Source organism: Crateriforma spongiae (genome assembly GCF_012290005.1).
Lineage (GTDB): Bacteria > Planctomycetota > Planctomycetia > Pirellulales > Pirellulaceae > Crateriforma > Crateriforma spongiae.
Window position 1 is genome coordinate 100,381 of the sequence record NZ_JAAXMS010000002.1, and the last position, 15,455, is coordinate 115,835.

Genomic DNA, 15,455 nt, shown 5'->3' on the forward strand with positions numbered 1-15,455 from the left:
GGGCACGACGTTGGGCGAACACCATTCCTAGCGTAACGATGCCGACCGATCGTGCGAATGGAAATCTTCGCGAAGGGTGGAATGGAGGCCCGACCGCCTTTGACACCGGGGACAAAAAAACGTGCTGCGTTGGGCCTGGACGATACGGCGAATCTGTCCGTCACCGCACCGTCGACAGACTTGCCCGGCCCGGTCGTAAACACGGTGGCAATTCTGGTACCCACCGGGATCATTCAGCGCATTGCGATACGTGCCGTCGGACAGGGTGCTGCCTTCATGCCGAATGGCATCTTCCAGGATGACGCGGATCTGTTCGTGAATCCGTCGCCACTGGGGGCCGGTCAGCCGATCGCAGCGGGTCCGCGGATCCACCCCGGCGGCAAACAAAATCTCCGCTGCGTACAAATTGCCGATCCCGGCCACCGCACTTTGGTCCAACAACGCCACTTTGATGCATCGGCGACTAGACGAAAGTTTTTGGCGAAGCTGTTCGGTACTGATCTGCAACGCATCGACCCCCAACCGTTGGTCGATCGCAACCTGGTATTCGCGTTCGCGATACAGCGTCACCGTTCCCAGCCCCCGTCGATCCCAAAACCAAAGCCGATTCACGCCATCACCCGACAAATCGATTTGCAACCGCAAATGATCGACATCGGGCGGGTCCGCGACCAACAGAATCCCGGTCATGCGGGGTTCGATCACCAGGCGGTCCTGATTGTCCAACACGATGACCAACCGTTTACCGCGACGATCAACGTCGTCGATGCGTCGCCCCTTCATCCGCCGATCCAGTTGGCGATCCGACGGGGACATTGCGATCGGCCGGCAGGAACACGGGGGAACCGTCACCGATTCAACGCGGCGACCGACAGCTTCCATGACGCCGCGACGCATCGTTTCGACTTCGGGTAACTCGGGCATGCGTGGTTTGCGATGGCGCTGGTGGCGGAGGAAGCGAAGACAATGGAAACAATGTTGCGTGGCTGTCGAATCGCGTGCCGATTCAAAGTTCAGATCAAGCGTAAACGAAGCCTTCCAACGGATAGCGATCGTCGGTTGCGATGGCCTGGTGATCGATCAACCGCAGCGTTTGCCAACTGCCCACACCGGCGATCACCGCATCAAGTGCGTCGCCGCCAGGATCGCTCAATAAGATTCGCTTGCGGTAATCCGACAGTTCGACCCACTGGGACAATTCTGCCAGGATTCGACGGCGGACTTTACGGTGTTCCCGACCGGGCGGACGACCGGCGGATTGCTTGTATCGTTGGTACGGCAATTCCCAACGTTTCAGCGACGACGACGGACAGGCTTCGGCGATGATCCGCCGCGCCGCGGAAAAACGATCGTACGTGAACGGCAAGATCGCCGTATCGGCGTCGGTCGACAACGGACGCAACACATCGCGCATTCCGTGGAACGTCTGGTAGATGATCCGGTAGTGGTAACAATCAAACGGTGTCTTGGTTTCGGTGTCGGTACGTCGGCGCACGTGCATCTGGTGGGCGTATTGCTGGGTGATGGCCACCAGTTTTCGGCCGTACTGTTTCGCGTCGCCGTCGAATGCAGCCACGTGTTGCAGTTGTTCGTCCCAGCCGCCCAATTTCAGTTCGACGGGCAACCCGAATGGAAAATCAATTGCCCAGTAGGCTTCGTGGCTGTCCTGGATTCGACGAACCAGTTCACCGCACACCGCGTCTCGACTATCACAGCCGGCCCATTTCCCCAATGGTTTCAAATCGACCAACCGAAGGACGTCCGATCCCCCCTGGACGTCCAGCGTGGCGCACCAAGCGGTTTTCCCGGATTCGGCCGCCCCGCTGAAATCCACGCCATAGACGGTGGAAATCCATGGCATGATCAGAGGCGCGGCCGGATCGATCGCGTTGACCAAGGTTTGCTCTCCAGAGACAATTCGGTTCTAGGGTCGTCGGGCCAACTATCGGCCACAGCCCCCGCATTCACAAGAAGATGGACTCCATGACCAATACCGCCGAAACGCCCTCGACTCCAGCCACCGCGTCGGTTCCCGATCCGCAAGGACGATTCGGATCGTTCGGCGGTCGGTTTGTGCCCGAAACGCTGACGCGTGCTTTGGATCAATTGATCGAGGAATACGAATCGGCCCGTCGGGACCCTGAATTTCAACGTGAATTCCGCGAATTGCTGGCTCGGTTCGTCGGTCGGCCCAGTCCGTTGTATCACGCCAAGCGACTGTCCGAAGCGGCCGGGGGGGCCCAAATCTGGCTGAAGCGTGAAGACTTGAATCACACCGGTGCCCACAAGATCAACAACACGCTTGGACAAGCCCTGCTTACCCAGCGGATGGGCAAGACCCGCGTGATCGCTGAAACCGGGGCTGGCCAACACGGCGTGGCCACCGCGACCGCCTGTGCTCATTTCGGATTGCCATGCACGGTGTACATGGGGGCCGAAGACATTCGCCGCCAAAAACCGAACGTGTTCAGCATGAAATTGATGGGCGCGACGATCAGCAGCGTCCAATCGGGATCCAAGACCCTGCGTGACGCGGTCAACGAAGCGATGCGGGACTGGATGTCCTCGGTCGAAGATACCCACTACATCATCGGCAGCGTCATCGGACCGCACCCGTTTCCCATGATGGTGCGTGATTTCCAAAGCGTTATCGGACAAGAAACCCGCGGCCAATGTGTCGACACCTTTGACCGACTGCCCGACTGTGTGGTCGCTTGCGTCGGCGGCGGCAGCAACGCGGCGGGAATGTTTTACCCGTTCGTCGAAGACGAATCGGTTCGTCTGGTCGGCGTGGAAGCGGGCGGGCGATCGGCGGATCCCGGACAACACGCGTCCCCACTTTCCTACGGCATGCCGGGGGTTCTTCATGGCAGTTACAGCTATGTGATGCAGGACGACGACGGCCAAACCTGCGACGTGCATTCGATGAGCGCGGGGCTGGATTATCCCGGCGTCGGCCCCGAACACAGCTATTGGAAAGACACCGGCCGCGTCGATTATGTCGACTGTCGCGACGACGAAGCGATGGATGCGTTTGATAAGATGGCTCGTACCGAAGGCATCATCGCCGCACTGGAAACCAGTCACGCGATTGCAAAAGCGATGCAGATCGCCGCCAACATGAAACCCGACCAGCACTTGGTCATTTGTCTGTCGGGTCGTGGTGATAAAGACGCCATGGAAATCGCGCGGCTGCGTGGCGAAGATTGGATGAACGAATCGTGATCCCCGGCCCGCGTTTCAGCCCCGCTGCATATCCGTCCATTCCGAGCAGTGTGCTGCCGACCGGCCAAAGATGCATCGACAAATAACCACTCGCAAGAAGCACCAGAACCATGACTTGCAAACTAACCTGGTTGTCCCACGGCACTTGGCTGATCGAATCGGGAAAGCTGAAGATCATGCTGGACCCATTCTTGACCGATAATCCGACCGCCACGGCCAAGTCGTCGGAATTTGATGACGTCAATCACATCTTGGTGTCGCACGGCCACGGCGATCACGTCGGCGATTTGGTCGACGTCGCCCAGCGGAGCGGTGCGATGGTGGTCGCCAGTTTCGAACTGGTGAACTGGTTGGGCGGCCAAGGCATCGAAAACGCCAGCCCGATGAATATCGGTGGGCAAATCGAAATCTCCGTCGGCGAAGACGATGTCGCGACGGTCAAAATGGTCCCCGCCATCCACAGCAGTGGACTTCCCGATGGTTCCTACGGCGGACCGGCGTCCGGTTTCGTGATCGGCATCGGCGGACGGCGAATCTATTTCGCCTGTGACACGGCCTATTACAGCGACATGGATTTCTACGCCGGCGGCGTGGACGCGGCCGTGCTGCCGATCGGTGATTGCTTCACCATGGGGATCGACGATTCGATCGCGGCGGTCAAGCGGATCGGTCCCAAATGCGTCCTGCCGACTCACTACAACACCTGGCCGCCGATCGCCCAGGACGCGGACGCTTGGTCCGAACGTGTGAAAGCAGAAACGGAGGCGGAACCCGTGGTCCCGCAGATCGGTCAAGCGATCGAAATCTAGGCCGACTTGCTGGGCCCATTCTTTCTGGGCCCATTAAGACGTCTGGGCAGATGAAACGCCTGGGGCACAGGGCACTCGTTGTATCGCAAGCCTTGCGGTTCCGGCTTACTCGGACGTCGGCTCGTCCTTTTCCCGAACCCACACGTCGTCGCCTTCCACCTTGACCTCAAAGGCATCGACCTTGGTTCGCGGGTTGTCCTCCCAGGTCCCGTCCTTGATACAAAAACGCCAGGCGTGCCAAGGGCAGGTCACTGTGGCGTCTTCGACGTGACCTTCGGCCAGTGAGGCCCCCATGTGAGGGCACAGATCATCGATCGCGTACCAGCCCTCGTCGGTCCGAAAAACGGCCACCATCCGCCCGTCGACGGGTACGGCTCGCCCGACATTCAGGTCAAAATCATCGACTTTCCCGACATTCTCGAATTCGGCCATCTAACTTTGTCACTCACTTTGCGGTTGCATGTCGCGTGCGGAAACGCACAAACTTGCCGTACGTACAGCATTCAATAGAACGATCGCAGACGCCACGGCACACGGGGGTCAGATTCCTTCCGGACCGCTCGGCGACCGCGACCTTTAACTTCGACCACGGTTTGCCCACATGATCAACCAAACGCGACGTCGGTTTTTGGAATCCCAAATCTGGCCTCACGTTCAAACACCGGCACAGTATGTCGGTGGCGAGCGGAACATTGTGGTCAAAGATCACCGCGACGTACGCGGCAAGTTGGCGATCGGCTTTCCCGATGCCTACACGATCGGCATGAGCCACCACGGTTTGCAAGTCCTGTACAGCTTGATGAACCGTCGCAGTGATTGGTGTGCCGAGCGGGTGTTCACGCCCTGGCCCGACATGGAAGCGTTGCTGCGCCGGCACGACGTGCCGCTGTACACGCTGGAAACGTTCACGGCGTTGTCCGATTTCGACGTCGTCGGGCTCAGCCTGCAATACGAAATCAGTTCGCCCAACGTGCTGACAATGATCGACCTGGGGGGAATTCCCTTGGAATCAAGCGATCGCACAATGGCCGATCCGCTGTTGGTGGCCGGCGGTCCGTGCTGCCAAAACCCCGAACCGATGGCGGACTATTTCGACGTCATGATCACCGGGGACGGTGAACCCGCGTTGCCGGAAATTTGTGACTTGTGGCTGGAGTTGAAACAGAAATATCGTCGCGACGACGGCACCTTTGCCGACGGCGAAGACGGTCGACGTCAACGCGCCGAGGCATTGGCCGTGGTGGCCGGAAGGTTGCCGTGGGCCTACGTCCCGCGTTTCTATCAGCCCGAATATGCCGGCGATCGCATCGTCGCACTGAACCGGTTGCGTGATGACGTGCCCGAAACGATCGCCCCCAGCGTGATCAGCGACTTGGACGGCACCCCGTTGCCGACCGAACCGATCGTTCCTTACATCGATTGCGTGCACGACCGGATCGCCATCGAAATCATGCGTGGCTGTCCCCACCTGTGCCGGTTCTGTCAAAGCACGGTGATCAAACGCCCGCTGCGGATCCGCGAAGTCGAAACGATCGTCCAAGCGGCCATCGATAGCTATGAAAGCACGGGCTACAACGAAATCAGCATCCTGTCGCTGTCCAGCAGCGATTACCCGCACTTTGAACCGCTGGTTCACCGATTGCACGAGGTGTTCAAACCTCTGGGCGTCAACATCAGCGTCCCCAGCTTGCGGGTGAACGATCAACTGCGAACGCTGCCCCAACTGATCGGCAACGGGCGACGCAGCAGCATGACGCTGGCACCGGAAGTCGCGCGTGATGACATGCGTGAACAGATCCGCAAGAAGATTAAGAACAGCGACCTGATCGAAGGCTGTCGCGTCGCGTTTCAAAACGGCTTTGAAAGCGTCAAGCTTTATTTCATGTGTGGCTTGCCAGGCGAGCGGGAGATCGACCTGGACGGCATCGTCGATCTGGCCGAACAAATCGCCACCGTCGGCAAAGAAGTTCGCGGCCGTTATGCCCGCGTCACCGCCAGCGTGTCCAACTTCGTTCCCAAAGCCCACACGCCCTATCAGTGGAACGGAATGCAACACCGCGATTATTTCCACTGGGCCCACAAATACATGCGACGTCGCTGCAAAATTCGCAGTGTCAAAGTCAAATGTCACGACGTCGAAACCAGCCTGCTCGAAGGCGTCCTCAGCCGCGGCGACCGACGCACGGGCAAGGCCATCCGTCTGGCCTGGGAACGTGGCGCTCGCATGGACGGCTGGACCGAACACCTGGATGCCGATCGATGGTGGACCGCGATCGAAGACGCCGGCATTAACGTGGAATCCCAAGTCCACCAGCCCTATCAGATGATGGACAAGCTGCCCTGGGATCACGTGAACGTCAAATTCGGTCGCGCCTATCTGGAAAAGGAACAGGACCGATCGACCGTCCAATTGGCCGCGATGGCAACCGTTCAGTCGTAAGTCTCGGTCGTCCCTCGCCCAAGGTTCAAACCGCCCCACGCCTCGCCAAACCGTCCCGAATCGCCGCCACGAAAAAACTGGACATTTGATCACACCGCAGTTTTGCGTTACGGTCAAATGCGGTTAATCGGGGCTGCCGCGAATGGTGGCAATCAGCGCGACGGATTCACAGGCGACGGGGAAAACGGGCATCGTGACGGCGAAGGATCTATCTGGGAAGTTGGCGATTCTGGCGGATGCCGCCAAATACGATGCCTCATGCGCCAGCAGCGGGTCACGCCGCGAAAGTCGTGGCGGGCTGGGCAGCACCGAGGGGATGGGGATTTGCCACAGCTACACACCCGACGGTCGCTGTGTTTCGCTGTTGAAAATCTTGCTGACCAATTACTGCGTCTTTGATTGCCAGTACTGCGTCAACCGCATCAGCAGCGACACGCCACGAGCGCGTTTCAGCGTCAACGAAGTCGTGCGATTGACGATGGACTTCTATCGACGCAATTACATCGAAGGTCTGTTTCTTAGCAGCGGCATCATTCAATCGTCCGACTACACGATGGAACAGATGCTGGACGTCGCGCGGACGCTGCGCGAACGAGAGTCGTTTCGCGGCTACATCCATCTCAAGACCATTCCCGGTGCCAGCGACGATCTGATCCATCAGGCGGGCACGTACGCCGACCGCCTGAGCGTCAATATTGAACTGCCCACCGAAGCGGACCTGAAACGACTGGCACCGGAAAAAAAGCGTCCCGAGCTGGAACAGTCGATGAATCAGATCAAGGTGAAACGTGACGAACACGTCCGTGACCAAAAGGCGGGATTCAAACATGCCGGCAAATTCGTACCGGCCGGGCAAAGCACTCAAATGATCGTGGGTGCCACCGACACGTCCGACCGACAAATTTTGGACACCAGCAGCCACCTGTATCAAACCCACGCAATGCGAAGGGTTTACTACAGTGCTTTCAGCCCCATCCCGCACGCCGATTCACGGCTGCCCGGAAAATCGCCGCCATTGGTTCGTGAACATCGTCTGTACCAGGCGGATTGGCTGATCCGATTTTACGGTTTCGACGCAGCAGAATTGACCACCGCCGAATCGGCAAACTTGGATTTGCAGATGGATCCCAAGTTGGCGTGGGCACTGCGGCATCGCGATCGCTTTCCGGTGGACGTCAATCTTGCCGAACGCGAAATGCTTCTTCGCGTTCCCGGTATCGGCAGTCGAGGCGTCAAACGCATCCTACAGACTCGGCGACATCATCAGATTCGGGACGAGGACCTAGCGGCGATGGGCATCGTTTACAAAAAAGCCCGTCCATTCTTGATCACCGCGGACCGAAATGCCGGCCCCCTGTCGTTGGATTCGCCATCGCTGCAAAGGCAGTTTCGTCCGCCACAGCGGCAACTGCATCTTTTCGATGATGACCCGTCCGCCGACGATGGGACGTCGTCACGGTTGGAGGTCCTGCCGTGACGGCCAGCGAAGAACTGATGTCCGTCGGCGCGACCCATTTTAACGATTGGCGAAACACCGCTCGCAGGCTGGTCACCATCGGAGCCCATCCGTCGACGGTGCGTTGGATTGACCAGCGGGGCGATGACGCTTCGATGCAGAAGGACTTGTTCGAAAACGTGGCGGGCGCCGAGGGCGGCTTGTCGCTTCCTGCGTCCGACGCCCGCGAGTCGCCTCCGTCGCTACGTGTGCCGGGGAAGTTCATCCAGTGGGCGAAAACCATCGCCAGCCACAGCGCCCCAGGACGCTGGGAATTGCTTTATCGATTGCTTTGGCGAATGACTGGTGGAGAGCGACATTTGTTGCAGATCGCTTCGGATCCGGATGTCCGTCGGGCGGCCCAAATGCACTCCGCGGTCCGGCGTGACGCTCATAAGACCAAAGCGTTCGTTCGTTTTCGAAAAACAGTCGACCAGATCGGCGAATTGTTCGTCGCCTGGCATCGTCCCGATCACTATTCGCTTGATCTCACCGCAGACTTTTTTGCTCGTCGTTTCGACGTGATGCGTTGGACCATCATGACGCCACGACAATCGGTTTACTGGGACGGTCAAACGATCCACTTCGGCGATGGATCTCCTCGCAGCGATGCGCCGGACCATGACCAGTTGGAAGAGTTGTGGAAGACGTATTACGCCCACATCTTCAATCCGGCTCGTATCAAGCTGGATGCGATGCGGGCTGAAATGCCCAAGAAGCACTGGCCGACGATGCCCGAAACATCATTGATTGATGACATGCTTCGTGATGCGCCGCAGCGAGTCCGACAAATGGTGCGGCACCAGGAAGGCGGACCAACCGCGAAATCGTTCTTGCCAAAGTCCGATCGAACGCTGGCATCGTTGTGCAACGCGGCGATGGCCTGTGAAGGTTGCGATATTCATCGGGATGCAAGTCGCGTGGTCTTCGGACGTGGTCCGGCCGACGCCAAACTGGTCATCGTCGGCGAACAGCCGGGCGACATGGAAGATCGATCCGGCGAGCCTTTCATCGGCCCGGCCGGACAGCTTTTGCGTCGAACCATGGCCGAAGTCGGACTGGACGCCACCCAGGTCTACATCACCAATGCGGTGAAGCATTTCAAATTCAAATTGCAGGGAAAACGACGATTGCACGTGAAGCCGTCATCGCGTGAAATCGCCGCATGCCGGCCTTGGTTGGAAGCGGAACTGGACGCGATTCGTCCCGCCATGATTTTGTGCCTCGGCGCAACCGCAGCATCAGTCATCAAAGGACCGAACTTTCGCATCACACGCCAGCGTGGCGAAGTCGACAAATGCGATCACGCCAAGTGGGCGATGGCAACGTACCATCCGTCAGCCTTGCTGAGGGTTCCAGACGAAAACGCCCGCGCACGAATGATGGCCATGTTCACCGAAGACCTTCGCCGAACCGCGGAACACCATCGGATATTGAATCAGTCCTGAAGTCCGATTCGTTCGGCGACGTTGGATGCAGCCCTTGGGTTGTCGGCCTTTTCCATCCACTGTGCCAAATCGACCGCGGCTCGGTCGATCGTGTAGTGACGCAAGACCTGTCCAGCCAATGCTTGGCCCGATAAGAACGCGGCTTCCACATCGTGCCCCAAACACCAATCGCCACAGACTCCCAACTGTTCGGTCGGTTCCCACAAACATTCGTCATCAAGCGCCGATGCCACCCCCGAAAACCGCCACAGGTGCGCGTCCAAGTGGCGTACGCGATCAAACTTTTCACCGGTCAAGTCACGAAGACTATCCAACAGCATCGATGCGACCAGGTCTTTCGGTCGATCCAAATGCGCCGACGTCCACTCCGACGACGCATGCACGACCCAACTGGTTGAACCCATGCTGGCGTGATCCGGTTTCGACGCCTGTCGGGTGACCCAGTGCAAAGGGCCTTCGGTCACGATCGCCGCATCATACCCGATGGTATCAATTTCTTGATCGCACCCGAACATTGCCGCCCAGCATGGCTGTGGCTTCACTTGTTGTGCCTTTTCCGCCAACGTCGGCGAAACATCGCCCAGCAAATCAGCGGCTTGCGGTGGAGGGCAGTTGACCAGAACCACATCAAAATCACCAAACACATTCCCAGAATCATCATGCAACTGATAACGCTGATCGGCCCCACCGCTGATGCGACGAATTCGAGTACCTAGGTGAATGTGCAGATCTTTTGCCAAATGCTTCGCCAATGCATTCATGGTGGGCGTCCCGACGAATCGTGCCGGTGGCTGTCGACGCTGCACCGACTGCCCTTGACCGTCCAAGCAAACAAACCGTCCCAGCCATGCTTGCACCAGCCCGTCTTGTTGCCAGCTTTGGACATGCTTGGCAAAGCGGCCGTCGCGTGCCGTAAAGCACTGGGCACCATGATCGAAGCACAACCAACGCCCGTCCACCTCGGCACGTCGCGTGGCCAATCGCCCGCCGACGCCCCGTGACTTGTCAAACAGAGTCACAGTCATCCCATGGTCCATCAGCGTTCGTGCGGCCGTCAGCCCGCCCAAACCCGCTCCGACAATGGCCACTTTGGGCATCGATCTTGCGATCGGGCGTCCAACGACGTGGCAGTAACGGTCCAGATTGATACGGCGTTGATGTTCCTTGGTGGACCGATAGCGGACTTTCCCAAAACAGGGTTGGGGTGGATCGAAAGGACGATCAAACTGACCAAAGCACCACAAGATGCCGCCATAACTATTGGGATCGCGTCCGTCCAATGCATAGCGATGATTTAAATCCGTACACAGCTGCATTGCTTGTTGCGAATTGTCGGTCCAGGGAATGAAAGCTTTCCCCCAAGTCATCCGAACATTGTTGTGCAGTTCGCCGTGACGCAGCAGACTTTGCTGACAAGCGTCCCACAGTGAATCGCCGGTGCGTCCGCGTCGCAGCGTTTCCCAATGAAATCGTTTTTGCCGCGTATCGGTTTCATGTTGCTGTAAAGTTTCCGTGCTCCAATCCGGAATCACCTCCATCGTGTCCAGTTCATCTTGATGGAAGTAGCAGTAGTGAAACGACAGCTCGCGCCAGATCAATAACTCATCCAGATACTTTTTCGCATGGTGCTGATCAGCCTCCCGTGCAATGCGGAACGGACTGACCATCCCGTAGTGCAAATAAGCACTCATGCGACTGACCCCCAGCGGGTCGGCGGCATCGTTGCGCCGATCAGAATAGGCGTTCAATCCCGATCGCTTGAACTCATCCCAGCGACGGTACCCTTCGCGCGATCCGCCCGGCGTGTCGGACACCGGCGCCACGCCGTGATCAATCCGGCACTGACCGATCAAATTCGCCAAATCGGCATGCTGTAAATCCAATGGTTCAAACGGCAGGACGTCATCGAACACTTGGCAATCGGCGACTTGGTCCACATACGGCTGCTTCACCGCATCGCGATACATCGCCTTGGACTTGGACCGAAATTCGAACGCACGGGTCGACGCATCAGGGAATTGCCCCGGTGACACCAGACATGACGTGTCGACACAGGCGATCGGGGTGGTCGTAATGCTGGCCAGACGTTCCAACCAACCCGTCAGCGGTGGAACCGGCGTCTCCTCGGTCACCAATACGGCCGCCCGCCGGGTCAGGTCGCGTAAATGTGGGCCACGGTTGCCCTGACGCTGCAAATGAAAGGCATAGCGAATGCCCCGGTCTTCCATTTGTCGTTGCAGGTCTCGGGCCCCTTGCAAAATGAAAGCATGATGCCGATCTGACGCGTAGGGATACGTTTCGCACAGACCGTGATAGACCAACAGCGGCAAACCGTTCTGTCGTGCCAGACAAATGGCAACGTCCAACGCCGGGTTTTCGTGAGCTCTGCAGGCGTTGTGCAGCCAATACAGCACCATTTCACCCGGCGGTCCGGCCGTGCCTTCGGGATGGACTTGCCATCGCGTGCGCACGTCAAGATGCGACGGCAAGTGAATATCCATACGCGGGCTCCGGTGAACGAATGACAATGACAGCCTCAGAACTACCGTCAGTCTATGACAACGGCAATCACCCCTGGCCGGCGGAAACACGGGCACCACCGCGTGTCGCCACGATTGTCCCTCAAAAGCGAGATTAGGGACGGTTGGAAAACCAGCGATACAGCCGTCCGGGAGACAAATCAGGCGTCAATGGCGACGGATTCAAGCCACATCGCTGGGCGACGCGTGCGGCAGCCATGCGCCCACTGCGAACCGCTCCTTCCATCGTCGACGGCCAGCCGGTATCGACCCAGTCGCCTGCCAGAAATAGACCATCAAAGGGTGTGTCGGTAGCCGGCCGCAATTCCTGCACCTGGGGGGTCACTGAGAAAACGGAATTTGGATCGGTAACGACGCGATGCCGCAACAGTTTGGCATCCCGCGCGTCCGGAAAGAAGTCTCGCAATTCCTGCATCACTTGCGAAACCAACGCCTCTTTCGATTCGCCTGCGACATCCACCGCACCACTGATCACGATCTGGTGATAAAACGCCGGAGTTCCGCCAACCCAATCGTTGGTCGACGGATGCTTGGTTTCTGCGATCGGTTCGCGGAACAACCATTGTGCCAGCGTCCCCACCAACACCACGTGCGGCAGCGTTGTAATCGGTCGGTCCAGCCAAAGATGGATTCCTGTGATCGCACTGGATGGAATCGACGCAAATCGGGCGAACCAATCATTGCCACGGTCACTGTTCGTTTGCCAATCGATCTTTGCCATCTGGTGCCAGGGGACCGCAGCAATCACTGCATCAGAGGTCTGCTGGCCGCTGGCCGTTCGGATCTGAAACGAGCCGTCACTGCGGACAACCGTTCGCACCGGAGCCCCTCGAATGACATCGACCCCGTCGCGTTGGATCCGTTCCGTTGCCTGAATCCCAAACAACTGAGACAACGGCATTGCGGGGACCCAGACATCGGACGCATCGGGATGCGACGCGAAACCATCCAGAATCACTTTCTGCGCAGCATCCGCCGCCGCGTAGCGTGTGTGTTCGCCCAGTGCACTGACCAAAATCACGTCCCAGAAATTGGCGATACACGCATCGTCCTGTCGGTTGCGAATCAACCATTGCTTGGCCGTCAGTTGCCGCAACTCCGACGCCGGCGTTCGCATCAAACGCCAAACCCCATAAGCCACACGACACTTCTGGGGCCACGACAAATAGCTTAGCCGCCCGAACGCCCCGGCCAGATGCAACGGTGGTGGGATTCGACGCGATGCCGCAAAGCGACTGCTGCCGCTGCGATGCAAAAACGTCAGTTGATCATAGACGCGGAAATGCCGATCCAACTTCATTCGCTGGACAAAGTCGATGAAGTTCGTACAGCACCCCATTGCGACGTGCTGGCAATAGTCGACAGTTTGCCCGGACGCCGAATCGTGGAACGACCCGGCGCGACCACCGGTTTGGCGTCGTGATTCAATCAGACGGATCGCCACTTTGTCGGTCCCGAACCGGGACAACGATTCGGCAGCGGCCAACCCCGCCAAACCACCGCCAATGATGGTCACCCGCGCGGTCATGCTTTGATCGATGGTTCGGACCGCATTTGCAACTCCGCTGGCGGAATCGGCAGACGCCGGTACCAGGGCCGCACCAAATGCCCTAGCGCCAGCGACCAACGATCGCGTCGGCTCAACCGAACCCTACGTTCGGCCACCGCCCCGGGGTCTTCGGCAATCTGTTGCAACAAACGTCGATAGGTTCGCCACATCATGCTGAACATCGGCTTGCCGTCGTCGTGAATGCTGTCCCACAATTCCCAGGAACTGTCGAACAGGCGTTCCGCACGGCAAATTTCATCACGAATCAGGCACTGAAATCGATCGTCCCGGCGCGGCGACAACAAATCATCTTCGCTTAAACCGTGCTGTTCATAGTGCTGCCGAGGCAAGTAGATGCGGCCGCGTGAAGCGTCTTCTTTGACGTCCCGCAGAATGTTGGTCAATTGAAATGCCAAGCCACAATCAACCGCAGGTCGGACCGGCAGTGGAGATTCGAATTGCCAGATGTGCAAGCACGCCAATCCGACCGCCGATGCGACCAAATAGCAATAGTGCTCCAGTTGTTCAAAAGTATCAAAGCGTGTCTTCTGCTGATCGGCCATCACGCCATCGACGATTTCAAGCAGATACCGCGATGGAATTTCGAATCGCTGTGCCGCGTCACGAAGCGCTGGCAAGATTTGGACCGCCACGTCGGGCAGACCGGATGGGATGGGATCCACATCACCGGTCGGTGACTTTGGCATCTTGGGGGTGACCAAGGTGTCTTCGCCGATAAGGTTCAACGCAACCGTTTGTCGCCACCACGTCAACGCTCGAGACCGAAGTGCGACCGGTTCATGGCTGTCGCCGACGTCATCGGTGATTCGTGCAAACGCGTACAACGCATGCATGGCCTTTCGCTTGGCGGCGGGCAGCAACCAAAAGGAACGATAAAAGTTGCTGCCGCTGCGTCGGGCGATCTGCTTGGCACAACGATAACTTGCTTCAATCGAATCGACCGTCACAACGCCTCCCCGCTATTACCGGCTCCGGCGACCGACGCTTGATCCGATCCTTGTGGCGACACCAGATTCAGTTGCGGCCGTAACATCGACGCCAGCATTAAACGCAATTGCGTGCCTTTGCCGACAATCGGACGCTTCGCTAAGACGTCGTAATCAATCAAGGCGATGGCATCCAAGGTTGCCAGACCACCCCGCACAAAAAGTGACAAATCGCGTGCCAGCCACGATGGAACCCGATCAATCAATTCGGCCCCATCGACGAAATACCGTCGCGTCTGATCACACTGGAACTTCAGCAGATCACGCAGTGGTTTTGGCGTCCGGTTGGCGTGCAACATTTCGGAATCAACACCAAAGTCGCGCATGGATTGCTGGGGCAGATAAACCCGTCCGATGTCGCGGTCGCGTGCAACGTCCTGCCAAAAATTCGTCAGTTGCAACCCGGTACAGATCAAATCAGACAGCCTTGCATTGGTCTCGTTCAACGCCCCAGCAAGCGCCAGCACCAATCGTCCAACCGGATCGGCACTACGGCGGCAATACGTCAACAGATCGTCCATGGTTTCATACCGATGCTGACTTTGGTCTTGCCGAAACGCATCCAACAGATCGTCGAAAGGTCGTCGAGGCAATTCAAAGGCCCGAATCGTGTCGGCCAAAGCGACGAAAATTCCGGTGACCGCACGACCGTCATAAATACACGAAATTTGATCTGCGTATCCTTCTAATCCGGCCAGTGCCGATGCCGTATCGGGCGACTGGTCGGCCAAATCGTCGGCCGTCCGACAATAAGCGTACACATCGAAAAACGGCTGACGCAGCCGTCGCGGCAGAAACACCGATGCGACGACGAAGTTTTCATAATTCGATCGCGCAATTCTGCGGCACTGTTGACGCGATTGTGCCAATGTCAACGGGCCGTCCGGGTCAGTCCATCCACATTCCGGGTTAGACGACGCCCCGAATCGACGGTTATCCTGG

The 15,455-nt window shown here is 58.2% G+C and carries 12 protein-coding genes; 5 read left to right on the forward strand and 7 right to left on the reverse strand.

The window, feature by feature from the left end; genetic code table 11:
• Positions 1 to 27: 27 nt before the first annotated feature.
• On the reverse strand, positions 28 to 924 hold the full coding sequence (mutM, locus tag HFP54_RS04585; protein ID WP_168564257.1) for a bifunctional DNA-formamidopyrimidine glycosylase/DNA-(apurinic or apyrimidinic site) lyase: 897 nt from the start codon (positions 922 to 924) through the stop codon (positions 28 to 30).
• A gap of 94 nt (positions 925 to 1,018) precedes the next feature.
• On the reverse strand, positions 1,019 to 1,897 hold the full coding sequence (locus tag HFP54_RS04590) for a DUF429 domain-containing protein (protein WP_235951275.1): 879 nt from the start codon (positions 1,895 to 1,897) through the stop codon (positions 1,019 to 1,021).
• A gap of 86 nt (positions 1,898 to 1,983) precedes the next feature.
• Here HFP54_RS04590 and trpB point away from each other — a divergent pair, with 86 nt between their 5' ends.
• A complete protein-coding gene (gene trpB, locus HFP54_RS04595) occupies positions 1,984 to 3,225 on the forward strand; it encodes a tryptophan synthase subunit beta (RefSeq protein WP_168564258.1) in 1,242 nt (413 codons plus the stop codon).
• Between the two features lie 110 nt (positions 3,226 to 3,335).
• Positions 3,336 to 4,034, forward strand: coding sequence for a metal-dependent hydrolase (locus HFP54_RS04600; RefSeq protein ID WP_168564259.1), 699 nt, complete (start codon positions 3,336 to 3,338; stop codon positions 4,032 to 4,034).
• Between the two features lie 105 nt (positions 4,035 to 4,139).
• Here HFP54_RS04600 and nirD read toward each other — a convergent pair whose 3' ends face one another.
• A complete protein-coding gene (nirD, locus tag HFP54_RS04605; RefSeq protein ID WP_146410978.1) occupies positions 4,140 to 4,466 on the reverse strand; it encodes a nitrite reductase small subunit NirD in 327 nt (108 codons plus the stop codon).
• A 169-nt stretch (positions 4,467 to 4,635) separates the two neighbouring features.
• On the opposite strand from nirD, the gene HFP54_RS04610 reads away from it, so the two are divergent.
• From HFP54_RS04610 to HFP54_RS04620, 3 genes are all read left to right on the forward strand, one after another.
• The gene (locus tag HFP54_RS04610; RefSeq protein ID WP_168564260.1) at positions 4,636 to 6,474 is read left to right on the forward strand and encodes a TIGR03960 family B12-binding radical SAM protein; all 1,839 of its coding nucleotides are present in this window, start codon (positions 4,636 to 4,638) and stop codon (positions 6,472 to 6,474) included.
• Positions 6,475 to 6,616: 142 nt separating this feature from the next.
• Positions 6,617 to 7,951, forward strand: a complete 1,335-nt coding sequence (locus HFP54_RS04615) for a putative DNA modification/repair radical SAM protein (RefSeq protein ID WP_206036008.1) — start codon at positions 6,617 to 6,619, stop codon at positions 7,949 to 7,951.
• Positions 7,948 to 9,417: a UdgX family uracil-DNA binding protein gene (locus tag HFP54_RS04620; RefSeq protein WP_168564261.1), complete on the forward strand. Its 1,470-nt coding sequence runs from the start codon at positions 7,948 to 7,950 to the stop codon at positions 9,415 to 9,417. Before HFP54_RS04615 ends, HFP54_RS04620 begins: the two co-directional genes overlap by 4 nt.
• On the opposite strand, the gene HFP54_RS04625 is transcribed toward HFP54_RS04620, so the two are convergent.
• From HFP54_RS04625 to hpnC, 4 genes are all read right to left on the reverse strand, one after another.
• Complete coding sequence (locus tag HFP54_RS04625; protein ID WP_168564262.1) at positions 9,408 to 11,918, reverse strand: FAD-dependent oxidoreductase; 2,511 nt, start codon at positions 11,916 to 11,918, stop codon at positions 9,408 to 9,410. The two genes, HFP54_RS04620 and HFP54_RS04625, sit on opposite strands and share 10 nt — an antisense overlap.
• Before the next feature lie 133 nt (positions 11,919 to 12,051).
• On the reverse strand, positions 12,052 to 13,485 hold the full coding sequence (gene hpnE / locus HFP54_RS04630; RefSeq protein WP_168564263.1) for a hydroxysqualene dehydroxylase HpnE: 1,434 nt from the start codon (positions 13,483 to 13,485) through the stop codon (positions 12,052 to 12,054).
• Positions 13,482 to 14,474: a phytoene/squalene synthase family protein gene (locus tag HFP54_RS04635; protein ID WP_168564264.1), complete on the reverse strand. Its 993-nt coding sequence runs from the start codon at positions 14,472 to 14,474 to the stop codon at positions 13,482 to 13,484. Before HFP54_RS04635 ends, hpnE begins: the two co-directional genes overlap by 4 nt.
• Positions 14,471 to 15,388, reverse strand: coding sequence for a squalene synthase HpnC (gene hpnC / locus HFP54_RS04640; RefSeq protein ID WP_235951276.1), 918 nt, complete (start codon positions 15,386 to 15,388; stop codon positions 14,471 to 14,473). Before hpnC ends, HFP54_RS04635 begins: the two co-directional genes overlap by 4 nt.
• Between the last annotated feature and the right edge of the window lie 67 nt (positions 15,389 to 15,455).

What these genes read in the sequence shown, in the direction of transcription:
- hpnE (WP_168564263.1), bottom strand. Translation starts at nt 13,485, where the DNA reads ATGACCGCGCGGGTGACCATCATTGGCGGTGGTTTGGCGGGGTTGGCC.
- HFP54_RS04625 (WP_168564262.1), bottom strand. Translation starts at nt 11,918, where the DNA reads ATGGATATTCACTTGCCGTCGCATCTTGACGTGCGCACGCGATGGCAA.
- nirD (WP_146410978.1), bottom strand. Translation starts at nt 4,466, where the DNA reads ATGGCCGAATTCGAGAATGTCGGGAAAGTCGATGATTTTGACCTGAAT.
- mutM (WP_168564257.1), bottom strand. Translation starts at nt 924, where the DNA reads ATGCCCGAGTTACCCGAAGTCGAAACGATGCGTCGCGGCGTCATGGAA.
- HFP54_RS04610 (WP_168564260.1), top strand. Translation starts at nt 4,636, where the DNA reads ATGATCAACCAAACGCGACGTCGGTTTTTGGAATCCCAAATCTGGCCT.
- trpB (WP_168564258.1), top strand. Translation starts at nt 1,984, where the DNA reads ATGACCAATACCGCCGAAACGCCCTCGACTCCAGCCACCGCGTCGGTT.
- HFP54_RS04600 (WP_168564259.1), top strand. Translation starts at nt 3,336, where the DNA reads ATGACTTGCAAACTAACCTGGTTGTCCCACGGCACTTGGCTGATCGAA.
- HFP54_RS04615 (WP_206036008.1), top strand. Translation starts at nt 6,617, where the DNA reads ATGGTGGCAATCAGCGCGACGGATTCACAGGCGACGGGGAAAACGGGC.